Origin of the sequence: Croceicoccus pelagius, from assembly GCF_001661915.1 — a bacterium.
GTDB classification, from domain to species: domain Bacteria; phylum Pseudomonadota; class Alphaproteobacteria; order Sphingomonadales; family Sphingomonadaceae; genus Croceicoccus; species Croceicoccus pelagius.
The window spans coordinates 170381-187357 of the sequence record NZ_LYWY01000039.1 but is presented as its reverse complement, the minus strand read 5'-3'; the positions used below and the strand labels follow the sequence as shown (position 1 = coordinate 187357).

The window sequence follows — 16977 nt, the reverse complement described above, 5'->3', positions numbered from 1 at the left end:
TGCATCTAGGAAATCCGGCCTGTTCGGTCAATCAACCGTGGGCCGGATCCCGCCGATGAAGCTCTCAGCCCTGGATGGGCACGAGGTTCACGGCCGAATACTTGCCCCGGCGGTCGACCTCGAGATCAAATTCAAGGCGATCGCCTTCGTTCAGCTGCGACAGGCCCGAACGTTCAACCGCGCTGATGTGGACGAAAGCATCCTGCTCGCCGTCATCGCGGGTGATGAAGCCGAAGCCCTTCACCGAGTTGAAGAACTTGACCGTGCCGACGGCCTTGTCGCCCGTCAGCTCGCGCTGCGGCGCTGCGGGCTTGCTTTCGACCGGGATCACGTCGCCGACGACCTGAAGGTCACTTGCCGAAATCTTGCCGCCGCGATCGACGAGGTTGAACTCCAGCTCCTGACCTTCGGCCAGACCTTCGAGGCCAGCGCGCTCGACCGCGCTGATGTGGACGAACACGTCCTCACCGCCGTCTTCACGCTGGATGAAACCGAAGCCCTTGCCCGAGTTGAAGAACTTTACGACGCCCTTGCCGGTGCCGACGACCTGCGGGGGCATACGGCCACCGGCGCCACCGCCGCCGCCGCGGAAACCACCGCCGCCGCCGCCGCCCGGGCCGCCACGGAAGCCGCCGCGGTCACCACCGCCACCAAAGCCACCACGGTCACCGCCGCGATCGCCGCCGCCGTAACCACCGCGATCATTACCGAATCCGCCGCGATCGCGGTTGTAACCACCGCCACCGCCGCCACGGTTGTCTGGGCCCTGATCGAATCCGAACCCGCCCTGCGAGAACGGATCGTAATTGTCTTCGCCGAAACCATCGCGTTTGTCGCGGCCACGACCGCGCCGACCTCTGTCATAACCCATAAATCTAAGCGTACCTTAACTCTCGCCCTTCCCTCGATCGCCATGGCCTGCGGACGGACAGAAACCGACGACTTTGGACCGATACCTCGTGCAACGGTCCCTGACGGTGAGACGTTATAAGGCATTTGGGAACCATTGGCGAACAATTTACGCTTTGGCCGCCATTTTCCGGACACGATGGCACGAATATCACAGGTCCGGCAGGCCCGAGATTACTTGCCACGGCGGCTGACGGGCGGCAAAAACCCGCGCCATGGACATTCTTGCGCTGCTTTCCGACCCGGCTGCCTGGGCCGCCCTCCTCACCCTGATCGTGCTTGAAGTCGTTCTGGGAATAGACAATCTCGTCTTCATCGCCATCCTTTCGAACCGCCTTCCCGAGCATCAGCAATCCAAGGCACGGCGGCTAGGCCTTGCCCTTGCCCTCATCATGCGAATCTGCCTGCTGATGCTGATCGGCTGGCTGGTGACGCTCCAGACCCCGCTGTTCGATCTGGGCATCACAGGCGCGCCCGGCCCACATGGTGAGGCGACTTTCGAAACAGCCTTTTCGGGCCGCGATCTCATCCTTATCGCGGGCGGTCTGTTCCTCCTCTGGAAGGCGACGACCGAGATCCACCACTCCATGGACCCCGAAGGCGATTCGGGCACGATGCTGGACAAGAACACCGGCAAAGCCGTCGCCACGATCGGCTTCGGCGCCGCGATCGCGCAGATCATCGCGCTCGATCTCGTATTCTCGGTCGATTCGATTCTGACCGCCGTCGGCATGACCGATGAAATCCCGATCATGGTGACCGCCGTCGTCATCACGGTCGGCATCATGCTGGTCGCCGCCGATCCCCTTGCCCGCTTCATCGAGAAGAACCCCTCGCTCGTCATGCTGGCGCTGGCGTTCCTCGTCATGATCGGGCTTGTGCTGATCGCGGACGGGTTCGGTTTCCACGTCCCCAAGGGCTATATCTACGCTGCCATGGGCTTTTCCGTCGGTGTAGAGCTCCTCAACATGATTCAGCGCAATCGACGCGCCCAAGAAAAATCCATGAAGGACCTTACCGCATGAGCCAGTTCCGCCAGATCGATGACACGATCTACGCCAGTCCCCAGATCACCGTTGACGAAATTGCCGATGCCAAGGCGCTGGGCGTCACGCTGATCGTCAACAACCGGCCAGAGGACGAGTCCCCCGATCAGACACCGGGTGCCGAGATCGAGGCCACGGCGAAGGCGGCTGGCATCGAATACATCGCCATTCCGATCACCCACGCAGGTTTCGGCCAGGGGCAGGTCGATGCGATGCGAGAAGCTCTCGACAAGGCCGAAGGTCCGGTGCTGGCCTATTGCCGTTCGGGCACGCGCTCGACCCTGCTCTGGGCCTTGGCCGAGGCGAAGGCCGGAAAGAATCCGGCGGTCATTTCCTCCAAGGCTTCGGGTGCAGGTTACGACGTATCGCCGATCCGTCAGTTGATCGATATGCTCAGCGCCGGAAGCTGACACCACCACCCGAAATGAGAAAGGGCCGGAGGCGAACCTCCGGCCCTTTTTCTTTGGGCTGACCCCGTGAGGAGGGTCAGTCGTTGTAGGCGCGTTCGCCGTGTTCGCCGATGTCGAGGCCCGAAAGCTCGACTTCTTCCGAAACACGCAGGCCAACGAGAGCCTTGACCACGAATGCCGCGATCAACGTGCCGGCAGTTGCCCAGACGATCGTAACGACGACGCTGAAGGTCTGGATGCCCAGTTGGGCACCAAGACCGACCGAACCGTCGCCGGGGCCGCCAAGGAACGGCTGGTAAACCACTGCCGTCCCGATCGCGCCGACGATGCCGCCAACGCCATGGATGCCGAACGCGTCGAGCGAATCGTCGTAGCCGAACTTGCCCTTCACCTTGGCAACGAAGAAATAGCAGACTGCCGAAGCGACGATGCCCAGAAGGATCGCACCGAACGGGCCGGAGTTACCTGCGGCGGGAGTCACCGCGACAAGACCTGCGATCACACCCGAACAGAAGCCAAGCGCCGATCCCTTGTGACCGGCCATGCGTTCAATGACCATCCACGCAAGCGCACCCGCAGCCGTGGCGACAAACGTATTGATCATTGCAAGACCTGCCGAACCGTCGGCTTCAAGTGCGGAACCCGCGTTGAACCCGAACCAGCCGACCCAGAGAAGCCCTGTGCCGACCATCGTCAAAGTCAACGAATGGGGCGGCATCGGTTCATGCGGGAAGCCGCGACGCTTGCCCAGAAGGTAGGCAAGGATGAGGCCCGAAACACCAGCATTGATATGCACGACCGTACCACCGGCGAAGTCCAGCGCACCGTCCTCGAAAAGAAGGCCGCCGCCTGCCCAGACCATGTGCGCGATCGGGAAATAGACGATCGTCAGCCAGATCGGCACGAAGAGCATGAGCGCGTTGAACTTCAGGCGTTCAGCCGTCGCCCCCAGGATCAGCGCCGCAGTGATGGCCGCGAAAGTCATCTGGAAGCTGATGAAGACGTATTTGCTGATTACCTCGTCAGTAAAAGTGGCCGCCGTGCTGCTGGCATCAGTGCCGGACAGGAAGTAGCTGCCGCCGGAAATGAACAGGCCCAGCGTTCCTTCATAAGTCGTATCGCCAAACGCCAGCGAATAGCCCCACATCACCCAGATCAGCATGGCAAGAGCCGCCGTGGCGCCGATCTGCGTCATCGTAGATAGCATGGTCTTCGAGCGGGTCAGACCACCGTAGAACAGGGCCAAGCCCGGGATGATCATGAGCAAGACCAGCAAGGTCGAGGTCATCATCCAGGCGTTGTTTCCGGGGTTGGGTACGGCGGCGGCTGCCTCTGCAGCCTCCTGCGCGAAAGCAGTGGTGGCGAAAAGCAGCGATCCCGCAGCCGCGCCAGCACCGCAAAGCATCTTGCGGTCCATGAAAGTCCCTCCGTCTGAGCGCTAGAGCGCGGTGTCGCCGGTTTCACCGGTGCGGATGCGCACGGCCGATCCCAGGTCGAGCACGAATACCTTGCCGTCGCCGATTGCATCGGAGTTGGCCGTTCCCTGGATCGTCTCGACGATCTGCGGGGCGAGCGCGTCCGAGGTGGCAATCTCGAGCTTAACCTTCGGCACCATGTTCACAGAGTATTCGGCGCCGCGGTAGATTTCCGTCTGGCCCTTCTGGCGACCGAAGCCCTTCACTTCGGAGACCGTCATACCGGCCACGCCAAGCGATCCGAGCGCTTCGCGTACTTCCTCAAGCTTGTGCGGCTTGATGATGGCGATGATATATTTCATCGAAATTGCCCCTCCTGTTGCAATTTCCGGCAAGCTGCCGGGCGGAACACTGATGCATGTCTTTTGCCGTTAGGCAAGCGGCGTGTCTGCCAATCCTTTCGCAAATGCAAAAAAAGGGTCGGAAAGCGGCTGGCTTTCCGACCCTTGGAGTTACGTTCGCAGGATGGAACGTCGTTATTGGCGGGGTGGGGAGAGGAGAGGAGGAACCACCCCGCCAAAACTGGTGTTCGAAAATCGTCAGCCGTTGACGAATTCCGGGTAGGCTTCGACGCCGACCTCGGCCTTGTCGAGGCCAAGCAATTCGTCTTCAGCCGAGGGGCGCAGGCCCATGACGAGCTTGAGGACGAACCATACGATGCCGCTCAGGATCGAGACGACGACGCCGGTGGCGATGACGCCGGTGATCTGCGCGACGAACGGAACGTCACCGTTGGTCAGGCAGACCGCCAGCGTGCCCCAGATGCCGGCCATCAGGTGAACCGGGATCGCGCCGACAACGTCGTCGATCTTCAGCTTGTCGAGCATCGGGACCGCGAAGACCACGATCGCACCGCCGATGCCACCGATGAGCAGCGCCATCGGGACTGACGGAGTGAGCGGTTCGGCAGTGATCGAGACGAGGCCGGCCAGCGCGCCGTTGAGCGCCATGGTAACGTCGATCTTCTTGTACAGGATCTGCGTCAGGATGATCGCGACGACAACGCCGGCGCAGGCGGCCATGTTGGTGTTCACGAAGATCTTCGACACGTCCGAAACGTCGCCGACAGTGCCCATGGCAAGCTGCGAAGCGCCGTTGAAGCCGAACCAGCCGAGCCACAGGATGAACGTACCCAGCGTTGCAAGCGGGATGTTCGTGCCCGGGAAGACGTTGACCTTGCCGTCAGGGCCATAGCGACCCATGCGGGCACCGAGGATGATCGCACCGGTCAGCGCAGCCCAGCCGCCCGTCGAGTGGACAAGAGTCGAGCCCGCGAAGTCGGAGAAGCCCATCTGGTCAAGGAAGCCACCGCCCCATTCCCAGCTGACGACGGTCGGGTAGATCACGCCGGTCAGGATCACGGTGAAGATCAGGAACGGCCAGATCTTGATGCGTTCGGCCAGCGTGCCCGAGACGATCGAGGCCGTGGTGGCGCAGAAGACCATCTGGAAGAACCAGTCCGAAGCGACCGAGTAGCCGGTTTCGACGTCGGCTTCACCCACGCCCTGCATGGCATAGGGGATCGAACCGAAGGCGAAGTAGCCGTTGAAATCGCCCGGATAGGCGATGCCGTAACCGATGACCCAGAACATGATGCCCGCGATCGAGTAGAGCGCGATGTTCTTGAGGCACTGCATCGAGACGTTCTTCGAACGCACCAAACCGGCTTCGAGCATGGCGAAGCCCGCGGCCATCCACATGACGAGGAAACCGCCGATGAGGAACAGGAGGGTGTTCAGGATATAGGCGGTGCCGCCGCCGACCATTTCGGCAGCCGGTACGGCCTCATCCTGTGCGAAAGCCGCGACGGGCGCGACCAGGGCAGCGGCAGCAACCGCGCGCATGCCCCATTTGATGGTGTTACGATCCATTGGGAATCCCCTTCGTATCAGAGCGCGGTGTCGCCAGATTCGCCGGTGCGGATACGCACGGCGCTGGCAAGGTCGAGCACGAAGATCTTGCCGTCGCCGATGGCTTCGGTGCTGGCAGTCTGCTGGATGGATTCGATGATCTGCGGAGCAAGCGCGTCGCTTGCGGCAATCTCGATCTTCACCTTGGGCAGCATGTTCGTGGAGTATTCCGCACCGCGGTAGATCTCGGTCTGCCCCTTCTGACGCCCGAAACCCTTAACCTCGGTCACCGTCATGCCCGCGACGCCCAGCGAGCCAAGTGCCTCGCGTACTTCGTCCAGCTTGAACGGCTTGATGATGGCGATGATGAATTTCATCTCAGCCCCCTTATTGCCTCCCGGCCCGTCTGCCGGTGCCAGTGGTACTGCAAGGGGCGTGCCAAAATGCTGCAAGCGCAATAATCGGCGGTTTTCGGCGGAATCGACGCAGTAACCTTCTGTTCACATTAGCGCACGGATTCCGTGCATGCGAACGAACCTGCTTAAATTTTGTGCAAGTGCGCGCTCAGGATTTGAGCGACAGGGTCGCCCATACCGGCAGGTGATCCGACGCACGAGAAGCCAGCAGGCTGTGATGCACCCCGCTGTCGACCATGTCCCACTGATGGCTGGCAAAGATCCGGTCGAGCCGCGCGATCGGGCGGCGCGTCGGAAAACTGGGCCCGCAATCAGGCGAATGCCAGCGGTCGCGGAACAGGCGGAGCATGCCGCCTGTGCTCGACCATTCGTTGGTGTCGCCCATGACGACAGTCGGGCAGTCATGCTTGCAATCGTCAAGATGGGCAAGGACGGCCTCTGCCTGGTGACGCCGTCGAAAACCTGAGAGGTCGAGGTGCATTCCGATTGCGCGGACGCGCTTGCCACCATGTTCGATATCGACGCGCACGGCCCCGCGCGGCTCCAATGTGGGCAGGATCAACGGATCGGTCTCGACCACGCTGATCTCCTTTTTAAGCAGGAACGTATTGCCGTGCCAGCCGAGACTGCCGGGCCGAATGCTCAGCGCAATCGGACGATAGGGAGAATCCTCGATGCGCGCCCTTGGCAGCACGCTTTCCCGCCGGCCAAAACGGCGGTCGCATTCCTGAAGCGCGATCACGTCGGCATCGAGCTCATGCAGGACCGACAGTATGCGATCGGGATCGCGCCTGCGGTCCAGCCCTACGGCCTTGTGAATGTTGTAGCTGGCAAATTTGAGCTGCATCGACCTGACAACGAACGAAAAAGGCTTCGGGTTCATGCCCCGAAGCCTTTTGCGTAGCAGCCCTTGCAGACCGCTTCCAGAATTCGTGCGCCCCGCGCCTAGTCGCGGCGTTTTATCCAGCCGATGCCGCGGCGAAGCAGGTCGTAATAGACCGGCAGCTCCCATGCGCAGCGATCGACCGTCGGCCACCAGTCGGCCAGCGGCTGGAGGTCGTAGTGCCCGCGGCAATGGCCGAGGGTATTGTAGAGGACCGCGCCCTTGCCCCGCTCCTTGATGTACATGACGGGGTGTACGCCAAGTGCGTCCGCAGCCTCGGCAAAGCCGGTACCTTCCTCGGTGCACTCGGTCTCCAGCAGGACATGAAGGTCGCCGTGCGTTTCGAGGTGGTAGAGCTCGTCCGTCGTCTCGAAAGGCTCGACCCCGGTGACCAGTTCGTGATCCGGGTCCGCGACCGTAACCCTATAGGGCGCGATCGGCGGGTGGGTGATGAACTGGCTGCCCAGCACGTCCATGAACAACTGCGCTTCACGCGGAGCGTGGAACAGACCGTCGTCCATCAGCTTCAGAATCGAGTTCGTGCCGTGCAGCGCGTAGTAGCGCCCGCCAGCCTCGATCCAGTCGCGCAGCGTTTCCTGCGCCGCGTCCGAAGGGACAACGTTACAGGTGTAGCTGATGAGGATGTCGGCGTCCCGGATCGCATCGAGGTTTTCGAAATCCTCGAACACGCGGGTGCGAACGCGCGGGTCCTCTGCCAGAAGCTTCAGAAGTTCCAGACGCGCGAAATCTATATCGTGCCAGACACCGCCCGCGATCAGAACGCAGTCGATGCGATCCGGATGGTTCTTGGCAGAAAACTCGGCGAGCGGGTCGGGTCCGTGGTCGATCTTGTCCATCAGGCCTTCGAGCCTCCGAGTTCACCATTGAGGTATTTCATCATGGTATCCTGGAACTGGCGGATGCGGATTTCCTGATAGTTGCCCAACTGGACCTCGCCGGTCTTCGAGGCGTGGAGGCCTTCCTGAACGAAGGGGAGGTTGTCCATGTCCTGCTCGAACACGTCACCGAGAATGCCGAGTTCGGGCGCCTCGGTCCACTTCTGGTCGAGGGTGAGGAACTTGCGCGGCGCGGCGGCCGGACGGGGATCGCCCTTTTTGAAACGGGCAAGAATGCGAACGTCCATGACGCAGGTGTCTGGCGTCTTGCCGGGGAACCAGCTGTAGACGATGTTCGGCATGAACCCGCCCCACGGCGCGAAGTTCGGGAAGACGTTGTAGACCAGCGCGTCGAGCACTTCGGCGTCGGTCGCATCCGAATGGTCGTAGCCCGTGGTCTCGGTATAAACCTCGCGCATCTTGTCGCCCAAAGCTTCACGCGCGGTCTTGCCTTCGGGAACGGCGATCGCCATCGGGTCGCCCGCGCTCTCGTAGTTGTCCGAGCTGCGACCGTTGTACTTGATGAACTCGTCAACAATCCACTGCTCGCCCTGCCCTTCCTGGATGTGCGGGCTCATGATGCCGAAGGGCACGAGGTTCACGTTGATATTGTCGCCCCACGTCCGGTAGGCCGAGTTGGAATCGCCCGTGAACGGCAGGAGCTGCGGGTGCGTGACGATCGTGTGCCAAGCTTCCATGAAGGCTTCCATCACGACCTTCCAGTTGGCAGGCACTTCCTTGGCAACGTGCATCACGGTCGCACATTCATCGTGGCGCCAGCGCTTGAAGTGGTCGGGCAGCGGCGCGAGATATTCCTCGAGGCTCGGCCCGCCCTTTTCCTCGCGAAGGAAGACATAACCCTGCCACGTCGCCACTTCGGCGTCGGGCAGGTCCATGTTCTTCTTTTCGAGGTGCGGGAAATCCCACTGGCACGGTGCATGGTTGAACGTGCCGTCCTTGTTCCAAGTGAAGGCGTGGAACGGGCAGGTGAACTTGTCGGCCGAACCGTCCTCGGTGCGCAGCTTGCGGCCGCGGTGAAGGCACACGTTGTGCATGGCGCGGATCGAACCGTCGTCTTGGCGCACGACGAGATAGCTGCGGCCTGCGTTTTCATAGACGACGAAATCGCCAGGCTCGTTCAGCTCTTCCTCGCGGGCGCAGAACTGCCAGACATAGGGCCACATGCGCTCGCGCTCTTTCTTCGCGAATTCCTCGCTCGTGTAGCGCTCTACCGGGATCGGGTCGGAGCCGCGGTACTCGTATGATTCTTCGGTCAAGATGTCCGGCGCGGGACGGGAATCGCGCTCCATCAGCTCGTTCCAGCTGATGCCTTCGCTGCGGTCCTCGCCGAACTTTTCGGTGACATCGATGTCGGACATGCCTTCGATCCTCTAGGTTCTTGTGAGCCGGACGAAATCTCCGGAATTTGCCTTACCTTGGCCATTGGCAAAGCGTGCGTCACCTTGCCGAAGTCATAGGTTGCCATCCGCGGCCAGTCGGCCAAATCTGAAGCCTACGGATAAGATTGGAGCAGGATAATGTCCGACAGGCTTTCAGGCAAAGTGGCGCTCGTAACGGGCGGCACGGCGGGTATCGGTGCGGGCGCCGTAAGGCGGCTGGCTGCCGAAGGCGCCAAGGTCATCTTCACCGGTTCGCGCGAGGAAGCGGCACGCCCGCTTTGCGAGGAAACCGGCGCAACCTTTTTCTCGCACCGGGTGCAGGACGCACAGGGATGGGAAGAGCTGTCGGCGAAAATCCGCAAGGATTTCGGCCGCCTCGACATCGCATTCGCCAATGCCGGTACCGAAAAGAATGACGGCAGCGTCGAGAACATCACGCTCGAAGGCTGGAACTTCATCGTGGAAGTCAACCAGACCGGCGCGATGCTGACGTGTCAGAACGCCATCCGCATCATGAAGGACAACCCCGGCGGTCCGACCGGATCGGTCATCATCAACAGTTCGATGAACGCCCACCGGGCGATGGGCAACTATATGGGCTATTCGGTCACCAAGGCCGCTGTCGTGGCGCTGGCGAAGTCGGCCGCAAACTACTGCGGACTCGCCGGCTACAAGATCCGCGTCAATGCGATCCTGCCCGGTGTGGTCGAGACCGACCTGATCCTCAACATCATGAACTCTCAGGAAGACCCGGCAGCGGCGCGCGCAATGTACGAAGGCATGGCGCCGCTAAAGCGCATGGCAAGCGTAGATGAAGTGGCCTCCCTGGTCGCCTTCCTCGGATCGGACGAGGCAGCGTTCATCTCGGGCGGGGAATATACCATCGACGGAGCAACCACCGCAGGGATGTCGGGCGTATGAGCGAAGAACTCGCAGGACGCGTCGCGCTCGTCACCGGCGGCGTTCGCGGGATCGGTCTCGCAGCCGCAGAGAAACTGGCCGCCAAGGGCGCGAAAGTCTGGATCGGCGATCTTACGTCAGAAAGCGACGATGCCGTGGCAAAAGCACTGGGATCGATCGGTGGCGGGGCGGCATATGTCCAGCTCAACGTCACCGAGGAACAGTCATGGATCGACGCGATCGCCAAGATCGAGGCTGCTGACGGACGTCTCGACGTGCTCGTCAACAATGCCGGCATCGACGGCACGGGCCGCATCCAGGACATGAGCCTCGAGCTTTGGCGCAAGGTCCAGGCCGTGAACAGCGACGGCGCCTTCCTTGGTGTGAAGCACAGCTTCGCGCTGATGGAAAAGAGCGGAAAGGACCGCAAGGGCGGCTCTTCCATCATCAACGTCAGTTCGATCATGGGCTTCGTCGCCTTCCCCGAAAGCGCGGCGTATTGCACGTCGAAGGGCGCGATCCGCCTGTTCACCAAGGCCTGCGCCGTCGAATTCGCCGCCTATGGTGTGCCGATCCGTGCGAACTCGGTGCATCCCGGCTTCGTGCAGACGCCGCTGCTCGACGAAGGGTTCGAGCGGATGGTCTCGCGCGGGGTCGCGGAGAAGGCACAGGACCTGAAGGACCAGGTCGCGGCCTCCACGCCGGTCAACCGGCTCGCCGATCCTGACGAGATCGGGGACGCGGTCGCGTTCCTCGCGACAGAGGCATCGAGCTATATGACCGGTTCGGAACTGGTCGTCGACGGCGGCTACATCTCACGCTGACCTATTTGAGGAGGGGTACATGACGATAGCATTGGAAAACTGCATCGCCCTCGTGACGGGGGCAACCGGCGGTATCGGGCGCGAAATCGTGAAGGCCATGAAGGCCGCGGGCGCGACCGTGATCGCCACCGACATCGCCGATGGCGGAGATCATGGCGGAGCCGATCACTACTTCCAGCACGACGTAACGCGCGAGGACGACTGGGACGAGATCGGCGCCTTCATTTCCGAGACTTACGGTCGGTTGGACGCGCTGGTGAACAATGCCGGCATTTCCATCGTGACAAAGCTGGAAGACACGCCGCTGTCCGATTTCCACCGCGTCAACGCGGTGAACGTAGATGCCGTGGTGCTTAGCGCGCAAGTCCTGCTTCCGCTGCTTAAAGAAGGTGGCAAGGCGCGCGAAGGGGGTGCTTCGATCATTAACTTCTCCAGCGTTGGCGGCCTTCGCGGCGCGGCTTTCAACGCAGCCTATTGCACCAGCAAAGCGGCGGTGAAGATGCTGAGCAAGTGCATGGGCGCAGAGTTCGCCGCGCTCGGCTACAACATCCGCGTGAACAGCGTCCATCCCGGCGGGATCGACACTCCGATGCTCAGCAGCATCATGGAACGCTATGTCGAACTGGGCGCAGTTCCCGATGTCGACACCGCGATTGCAGGCATCAAGGCCAACCACCCCATCGGCCGGATGGGCCGCCCAGGCGAAATGGCGGGCGGTGTCGTCTTCCTCGCCTCTGAAGCATCGAGCTTCATGACCTGCGACGAGCTGGTCATGGACGGCGGGTTCAGCCAGGTCTGATCCCGCCCGTCCCGGGCATCAGGGCTTCGCGCCCTCTGCAATCCACTGGCGGATGTCGGCGATCTGCTGATCCGTCAGCGGCGCGGCACCAAACGGCATTCGTACGCCGTTGCCTCCGTGGTCCAGATGCGTCCCCTCGATCTTCATGACGAGATAGGACGCATCCGGATCGCCAGCCTTTACCCGCAGGATATCGGGTGCTTCCTGTGACGGGACGCCAACAAGGCTCTCGATCGCCTTTGCCGGCACGAGCGAGATATTGCCCTGTTCCTGCCCCGTCAGATGGCAGGTCGCGCATTGCGCCTGCAACGTTGGCGCGACTTTCTCGGCAAACAACGAAGGTGTCGCCATCTCTTCCACCGGAGCAGTGGCCTCTTCGGAACCACCGGAACATCCGGCCAGCAGAAGAAGCGACATGATCGTCAGGTTGCTCTTCACACTCATGCCTCCACCGCGTGCTTGCCGGCGATGTAGCCGAAGGTGACCGCAGGACCGATCGTGCCCCCTGCCCCGAGATAAGCCTGCCCCGTCGGTGCGGAGATGCAGTTGCCCGCCGCGTAAAGCCCCTCGATCGGCTCCCCGTCTGCGCCTAGCACTTGCGCGTTGGCGTTGATCTGCGGCCCACCTGCAGTATCGAGCGTGCCCGGCGCCAGAACGATCGCGTAATAGGGGCCGTTATCGGCAAGGGGATGCATCGTGATGTTCGGATAGGGGTTGTCCGGCTGGGTGGTGCCCTGACGGCGAGCGGAAAACAGCAAATGCCACTCGCGGTCGTAGAGATACTTGCCCCGCCCGAAATCGGCATCGACGCCAGCCTTGGCGAACCCGTTGTATCGGGCGACCGTCTGGCGAACTTTCGCGCCCCAGTCATTTGCAAGCGCGACACCGCCCGACTTGCCCGACCAGCCCGCAAGCTGGGCCGAGATCTTCCCTGCAAGCGCGTCCCAGCTATCCGCCTTCAGCAGGTGCGGCTGCTCCTTCTCTTCTACCGGGAACGGGAAGGCACCGCCGAACGCGTCGATCGAGCGCGCGTCGAACAGCATGAACATCAGGTGATTGGGATATTCCTCGTGCCCCGGATCATAAGGGAAGTGGGCCTGCGTGCGGTCGTTGTAGTCGCGCTTTTCGTTGACGACGCGGTCCCCGTACTTGTTCACAAGGATCATGGAATCGCCGGGCAGTACGAATGCGCCAAGGCCGACCGCGCGCGATGCCAGCGCTTCGCCCAGCACGACCTGGCTACGCCAGCCCAGTCCCATGCTGCCCATCTTCGCGCCTGCTTCCTGCGCCAGCGCGATGAAGTCGCCGGTCGATCCGGGCAACGAGCACGAGCCATAAACTGCAGGCTGGTGGATGTTGCACAAATCGACGTTATGCGAATAACCGCCGGTGCCAAATACGACGCCCTTTTCGGCCCTGATACGCAGCTTTTCGCCGCCGCGCTCCGCCTCTACGCCGACTACGCGGCCATCGCTGTCCTTGACGATCTTCGTGACGGCCGTGTCCAGCATGACCGGTACTTTCTGCTTTTCCAGATAGGCGCCAAGCTGACGCGCAAGGCTGCCGCCGCCCTCTGTCGAGCCGGAGCCGACCGAAGGCTCCAGCGCGCGGCCTGTCGGCACCTTGTTCTCGGGCAAGTGGTCGGCATAGTCGGGCGCGGGCTTGTCGACAAAGAACATGCGGAACTGCTTGAACTGCACCGCGCCCAGTTCGCGCAAGTGGTCGATCGCGTCGCTGCCGTGATCGTAGAACGCCTCGAGCGTGCGATAGCGCGTCTCGTCGAGGCCGAGCGTCGGACTGGCCGGATCGTACTCGCGCGCGAAGCCGTAGCGTACAGCATATCGCAGCGCGTCATCCTTCTTGTCCTCGATCCCCTGCTCTTTCAGCAGGAAGTGATTGAATATCCAGGTCACGCCGCCCGACTTGGCGGTCGTGCCGCCAGGGATGGACATCTTTTCGAGCACCAGCACTTTCGCGCCGGCCGCCGATGCCGTCACGGCCGCAGTACCCCCGGCCGCGCCACTGCCCACGCACAGGACGTCGCAAGTCTCGTCCCAGGTCTCGCTGCCCGCGCTGGGCCCGCGGCTGCACGCCGCGGTCGTTGCCACGACTGCTGCAGCGCCGCTTCCTGCCAGCATCCGCCGGCGGCTCAGTCCATTCGATTTCGCCATCGATCCAGTCCCAGCCTTTCTTCTTACGGGGAAAGACTGCCATCAGGCGTTAAAAATGACGACTGTCATTAAATGCAGGTCAGCCCTGCGCAAACTCCGCATCGAGGATCGCGATCTCGGCCGCTATTATCTCGCGCAGTCGCGAAAGCGGCCAGTCGTCGGGAGCTAGCACGCATTGTAGCGCGACGCCGCCGACAGTAGAGATCAGACGCCGTGCCAGACTCTCGATTTGTGGATTGTCTACCTGCTCGTCGAGGCGGTAACGGCGCGCAAGCATCCTTCGATACAGGGCCAGGCTCTCACCCGCGTTGCGCGCGGTTTCGGCGCGGTATGCTTCGTCGCAGTGCGCCCTGCCCCAGAACGCCAGCCAGACGTGCCATGTCCGGCGATTATCCTCGGTCACCGGCAGGACGACCGAGAGACAGTCCACAAGGTCTTCATCCTGTTCGAATGCCACCTGCAGCCGGTCCATCACCCGCCGGTTGGCGATGCGATAGACTTCATGCAGCAGGTGGCCCTTGTTCTCGAAATAGTTCGACACGATCGCGGTCGACGAACCCGCCGCCCCCGCGACCTGTCGGAAAGTAACAGCCTCGATGCCCATCTCGGCCACGAGATCGTACGCGACGGATGCAACCTGTTCGCGTCGTTTGTCGTGATCGACGATAGCGGGCATTCGGTACCTACTCCTCGATGCGCCTCAGCGCCGTCCTTCCAGATAATCGTTGATTACCTCGTGGAACCGGCGGACGCGAGTCTCCTGGTTCGCAAGATAGGCATCGGTAAATCCCATCGAACGAAGGCCGCGCTGCTGTGTGACGGCAAGGGACAGGTCCTGCGTCAGGAAGTCGCCTTGCGGAATGTCCGCTTCGTAGTCGGCATAGCTGTCGCTCTCGAACTCGGCTTCCTTGTAGGGGCGCATACCATAAAGCGTCGCCACTTCCTTTGCGCCTTCGACCTTCGGCACAAGATACCAGTAGTCGAAGGTCGACCAGTTCGGGTCGTCCTTGTCCGGTTCGGTGCGGAAAACGTGCAGGCCTTCCGGCGTTCCCGTCAGCGTCAGATTCGGAAACAGCGTATGGTGCATCTGGTCGGTCAGTTCATCGTCGGTGAACTTGTCGAAGTAATGATAGCCACGTTCCGGCCCCAGACGGCGGCGTGCTTCCTGCAACGCGACGCGGCCTTCCTGCGCGCGACCGTCGAAGTCGTCGGGGTTAATGTCCCATTCCTTCAGGACTTCGGCCCAGAGCGGCTTCATTTGCTGCGCGTCTTCATAGCGCGAGGACGGTTGCAGCTTCTCGATCATACGGTTGTGGCCGGTCGGGTACATCTCGAAGACCGAGGTCGAGTAGTGATCGTCGATCATCGGCTCGAACTGCGGGTGGACGGCCGGAATGTGATAGGCCTCGTTGAAGTTGTCGGACGCGAACTTCCAGTTAGTGTTGACGCGCAGGCGGCGCCACACGACGCGGGTCCATTCGTCCAGATCGCGATTGCCCAAAAGCGTCGGCACCGGGTCGAGATAGTCGAGCAACGGCACCGGATCGGGGTTGAAGCTGAAGAAGATGAACCCGCCCCAGGTATCGCACTTCAGCTCATGCAGCTTCAACTTGCCGCATGGATCGCCCTGCGGGAAATCCTCGGGGTCCTGCACCTGGTCCAGCACGCCGTCGAGACGCCATTTCCAGTTGTGGTAGGGGCACACGAAATGGCTCATCACGCCGCCCTCGCTGGTATTCACCAGCAGGTTGCCGCGGTGCTGACACACGTTGAGGAACGCTTTGATGGACCCGTCTTCCTGACGGACCATCAGGACCGATTCATGCATGAACTCGTGGACGATGAAGTCGCCGGCCTCTTCAAGCTGGGCGGTGCGCCCGCCGACGTGCCAGATCTTCTTCCACATGTGCTGCCATTCGCGGTCAGCAAATTCCTTGGACCAGTAACGATCGCCGGTGATTTTATCGCCGCGCGCTGCCGGCACTTCGGCATCGGGATGCGTGGGATAACCGGGCTTGCCCGAGGGCTTGTCGAGAACGGTAGCCATGGTCGTTTCTCCTTCAGACCTGCAGGCGGTGGTCAGCGGTCCCCGTGAATCTCGTCGAGCGAGCCGGGCATCGGCATCATCGGCGTGATGGTGTAATGGCGGCACTTCCATGCGCCGCTGTCGTCCTGCACGCATTCCATGCGGTACTTGACCTGCACCTCGACGGTGTTGCCGTCCTTCGCAGCACCCATGCCGATGACATAAGCGGTCATCGTACCGACCGTCCCCTCCCAGCTTTCCTCGCGGAAATTGCTGATGAAGTGGAAGTGATGGGTCATATCGGCAAAGACCGGCTCGAAAAACCCGCGAAGCCCGTCGTGACCGTGCATCAGCGGCAGGCCGATGGCCGAAAGGTCCGCAACGCAATCGTCGGTAAAGACTGACAGGAAACGGTCCATGTTCTCGAGCGCATCGACGTTGTAGCAATACTCGATCATGAGCCGCTCGATCGCGGTACGGACGTCTACGGGCATCTGGGGCATCGAAATTCCTCTTCTTCGCTTGCTGGCGGATTGAAACCGATCAGGCCGGCAGCGGCATCATGTTCTTCAGCGAGAAGTGACGGCACTTCCACGCGCCATCCACTTCGACGCATTCCATGCGATATCGGACTTTCACGCTGATCGCCGTGCCGTCCTTCGCCCGTCCCATTCCCATCACGTAGGCGGTGATAGCACCAACCGTTCCGTCCCAGCTTTCCGCCCGGAAATTGGCAGGCATGTGGAATTCGTGAGTCATGTTCTCCGTCAGGCCCGTATAAAAGGCGCGAACCGCGTCCTTGCCCTCCATCTTCGGGAACGCGACATCGGAAAAGTCGATCACGACATCGTCGGTAAATAGGTCGACCACGTTCTCGGGGTCGGCGATCGCGTCGACCCCGTAGGTATATTCAGTCATCAGGTTACAGAGCGCCTTGAAGACGTCTTCGGGCATGTTCGTTGCCATGACCGG

Annotated in this window: 19 protein-coding genes; 5 read left to right on the top strand and 14 right to left on the bottom strand. The window is 61.7% G+C overall.

All coding sequences use genetic code 11. The annotated features are described in order from the left end of the window. Positions 1-64 precede the first annotated feature (64 nt). Entirely contained in the window at positions 65-871 is an 807-nt protein-coding gene (locus tag A9D15_RS17075) for a cold-shock protein (RefSeq protein ID WP_066765403.1), read from the bottom strand. A gap of 253 nt (positions 872-1124) precedes the next feature. Here A9D15_RS17075 and A9D15_RS12240 point away from each other — a divergent pair, with 253 nt between their 5' ends. Both A9D15_RS12240 and A9D15_RS12235 read left to right on the top strand, forming a co-directional pair. Continuing rightward, positions 1125-1934: a TerC family protein gene (locus tag A9D15_RS12240; protein ID WP_066765402.1), complete on the top strand. Its 810-nt coding sequence runs from the start codon at positions 1125-1127 to the stop codon at positions 1932-1934. Next, a complete protein-coding gene (locus A9D15_RS12235) occupies positions 1931-2365 on the top strand; it encodes a protein tyrosine phosphatase family protein (RefSeq protein ID WP_066765400.1) in 435 nt (144 codons plus the stop codon). Before A9D15_RS12240 ends, A9D15_RS12235 begins: the two co-directional genes overlap by 4 nt. A gap of 76 nt (positions 2366-2441) precedes the next feature. Here A9D15_RS12235 and A9D15_RS12230 read toward each other — a convergent pair whose 3' ends face one another. The 7 genes from A9D15_RS12230 to A9D15_RS12200 all read right to left on the bottom strand — a co-directional run bounded on the left by A9D15_RS12230 (position 2442) and on the right by A9D15_RS12200 (position 9264). Beyond that, entirely contained in the window at positions 2442-3782 is a 1341-nt protein-coding gene (locus A9D15_RS12230) for an ammonium transporter (protein ID WP_066765398.1), read from the bottom strand. A gap of 21 nt (positions 3783-3803) precedes the next feature. Further along, a complete protein-coding gene (locus tag A9D15_RS12225) occupies positions 3804-4142 on the bottom strand; it encodes a P-II family nitrogen regulator (RefSeq protein WP_066765396.1) in 339 nt (112 codons plus the stop codon). A gap of 237 nt (positions 4143-4379) precedes the next feature. Further along, positions 4380-5711, bottom strand: coding sequence for an ammonium transporter (locus A9D15_RS12220; protein WP_229660266.1), 1332 nt, complete (start codon positions 5709-5711; stop codon positions 4380-4382). 17 nt (positions 5712-5728) lie between these two features. Further along, positions 5729-6067, bottom strand: a complete 339-nt coding sequence (locus A9D15_RS12215) for a P-II family nitrogen regulator (RefSeq protein ID WP_066765395.1) — start codon at positions 6065-6067, stop codon at positions 5729-5731. 187 nt (positions 6068-6254) lie between these two features. Continuing rightward, positions 6255-6953, bottom strand: coding sequence for an endonuclease/exonuclease/phosphatase family protein (locus A9D15_RS12210; RefSeq protein ID WP_066766074.1), 699 nt, complete (start codon positions 6951-6953; stop codon positions 6255-6257). A 98-nt stretch (positions 6954-7051) separates the two neighbouring features. Continuing rightward, positions 7052-7846, bottom strand: coding sequence for a ThuA domain-containing protein (locus A9D15_RS12205; protein WP_066765394.1), 795 nt, complete (start codon positions 7844-7846; stop codon positions 7052-7054). After that, positions 7846-9264, bottom strand: coding sequence for an aromatic ring-hydroxylating oxygenase subunit alpha (locus A9D15_RS12200; protein WP_066765390.1), 1419 nt, complete (start codon positions 9262-9264; stop codon positions 7846-7848). Before A9D15_RS12200 ends, A9D15_RS12205 begins: the two co-directional genes overlap by 1 nt. A gap of 159 nt (positions 9265-9423) precedes the next feature. Between A9D15_RS12200 and A9D15_RS12195 the strand changes: the two genes are divergently transcribed. The 3 genes from A9D15_RS12195 to A9D15_RS12185 are packed head-to-tail and all read left to right on the top strand — an operon-like array spanning position 9424 to position 11808. After that, the gene (locus A9D15_RS12195) at positions 9424-10206 is read left to right on the top strand and encodes an SDR family NAD(P)-dependent oxidoreductase (RefSeq protein ID WP_066765389.1); all 783 of its coding nucleotides are present in this window, start codon (positions 9424-9426) and stop codon (positions 10204-10206) included. Beyond that, on the top strand, positions 10203-11009 hold the full coding sequence (locus A9D15_RS12190; RefSeq protein ID WP_066765388.1) for an SDR family NAD(P)-dependent oxidoreductase: 807 nt from the start codon (positions 10203-10205) through the stop codon (positions 11007-11009). Before A9D15_RS12195 ends, A9D15_RS12190 begins: the two co-directional genes overlap by 4 nt. Positions 11010-11028: 19 nt before the next feature. After that, positions 11029-11808 (top strand): SDR family NAD(P)-dependent oxidoreductase, encoded by a 780-nt coding sequence (locus tag A9D15_RS12185; protein ID WP_066765386.1) that lies wholly within the window; start codon positions 11029-11031, stop codon positions 11806-11808. A gap of 18 nt (positions 11809-11826) precedes the next feature. Here A9D15_RS12185 and A9D15_RS12180 read toward each other — a convergent pair whose 3' ends face one another. From A9D15_RS12180 to A9D15_RS12155, 6 genes are all read right to left on the bottom strand, one after another. After that, positions 11827-12252, bottom strand: a complete 426-nt coding sequence (locus tag A9D15_RS12180; RefSeq protein ID WP_244881978.1) for a hypothetical protein — start codon at positions 12250-12252, stop codon at positions 11827-11829. Beyond that, positions 12249-13979: an FAD-dependent oxidoreductase gene (locus tag A9D15_RS12175; RefSeq protein WP_066765385.1), complete on the bottom strand. Its 1731-nt coding sequence runs from the start codon at positions 13977-13979 to the stop codon at positions 12249-12251. The genes A9D15_RS12180 and A9D15_RS12175 overlap by 4 nt, the downstream gene beginning before the upstream one ends. A 79-nt stretch (positions 13980-14058) precedes the next feature. Further along, positions 14059-14655 (bottom strand): TetR/AcrR family transcriptional regulator, encoded by a 597-nt coding sequence (locus tag A9D15_RS12170; RefSeq protein WP_066765383.1) that lies wholly within the window; start codon positions 14653-14655, stop codon positions 14059-14061. Positions 14656-14679: 24 nt separating this feature from the next. Further along, the gene (locus tag A9D15_RS12165; RefSeq protein ID WP_066765381.1) at positions 14680-16026 is read right to left on the bottom strand and encodes an aromatic ring-hydroxylating oxygenase subunit alpha; all 1347 of its coding nucleotides are present in this window, start codon (positions 16024-16026) and stop codon (positions 14680-14682) included. Positions 16027-16058: 32 nt separating this feature from the next. Further along, positions 16059-16508 carry a nuclear transport factor 2 family protein gene (locus A9D15_RS12160; protein WP_066765379.1) on the bottom strand — a complete coding sequence of 150 codons (450 nt, stop codon included), beginning with the start codon at positions 16506-16508 and terminating at the stop codon, positions 16059-16061. 40 nt (positions 16509-16548) lie between these two features. Further along, the gene (locus A9D15_RS12155) at positions 16549-16971 is read right to left on the bottom strand and encodes a nuclear transport factor 2 family protein (RefSeq protein WP_066765377.1); all 423 of its coding nucleotides are present in this window, start codon (positions 16969-16971) and stop codon (positions 16549-16551) included. Positions 16972-16977 lie beyond the last annotated feature (6 nt).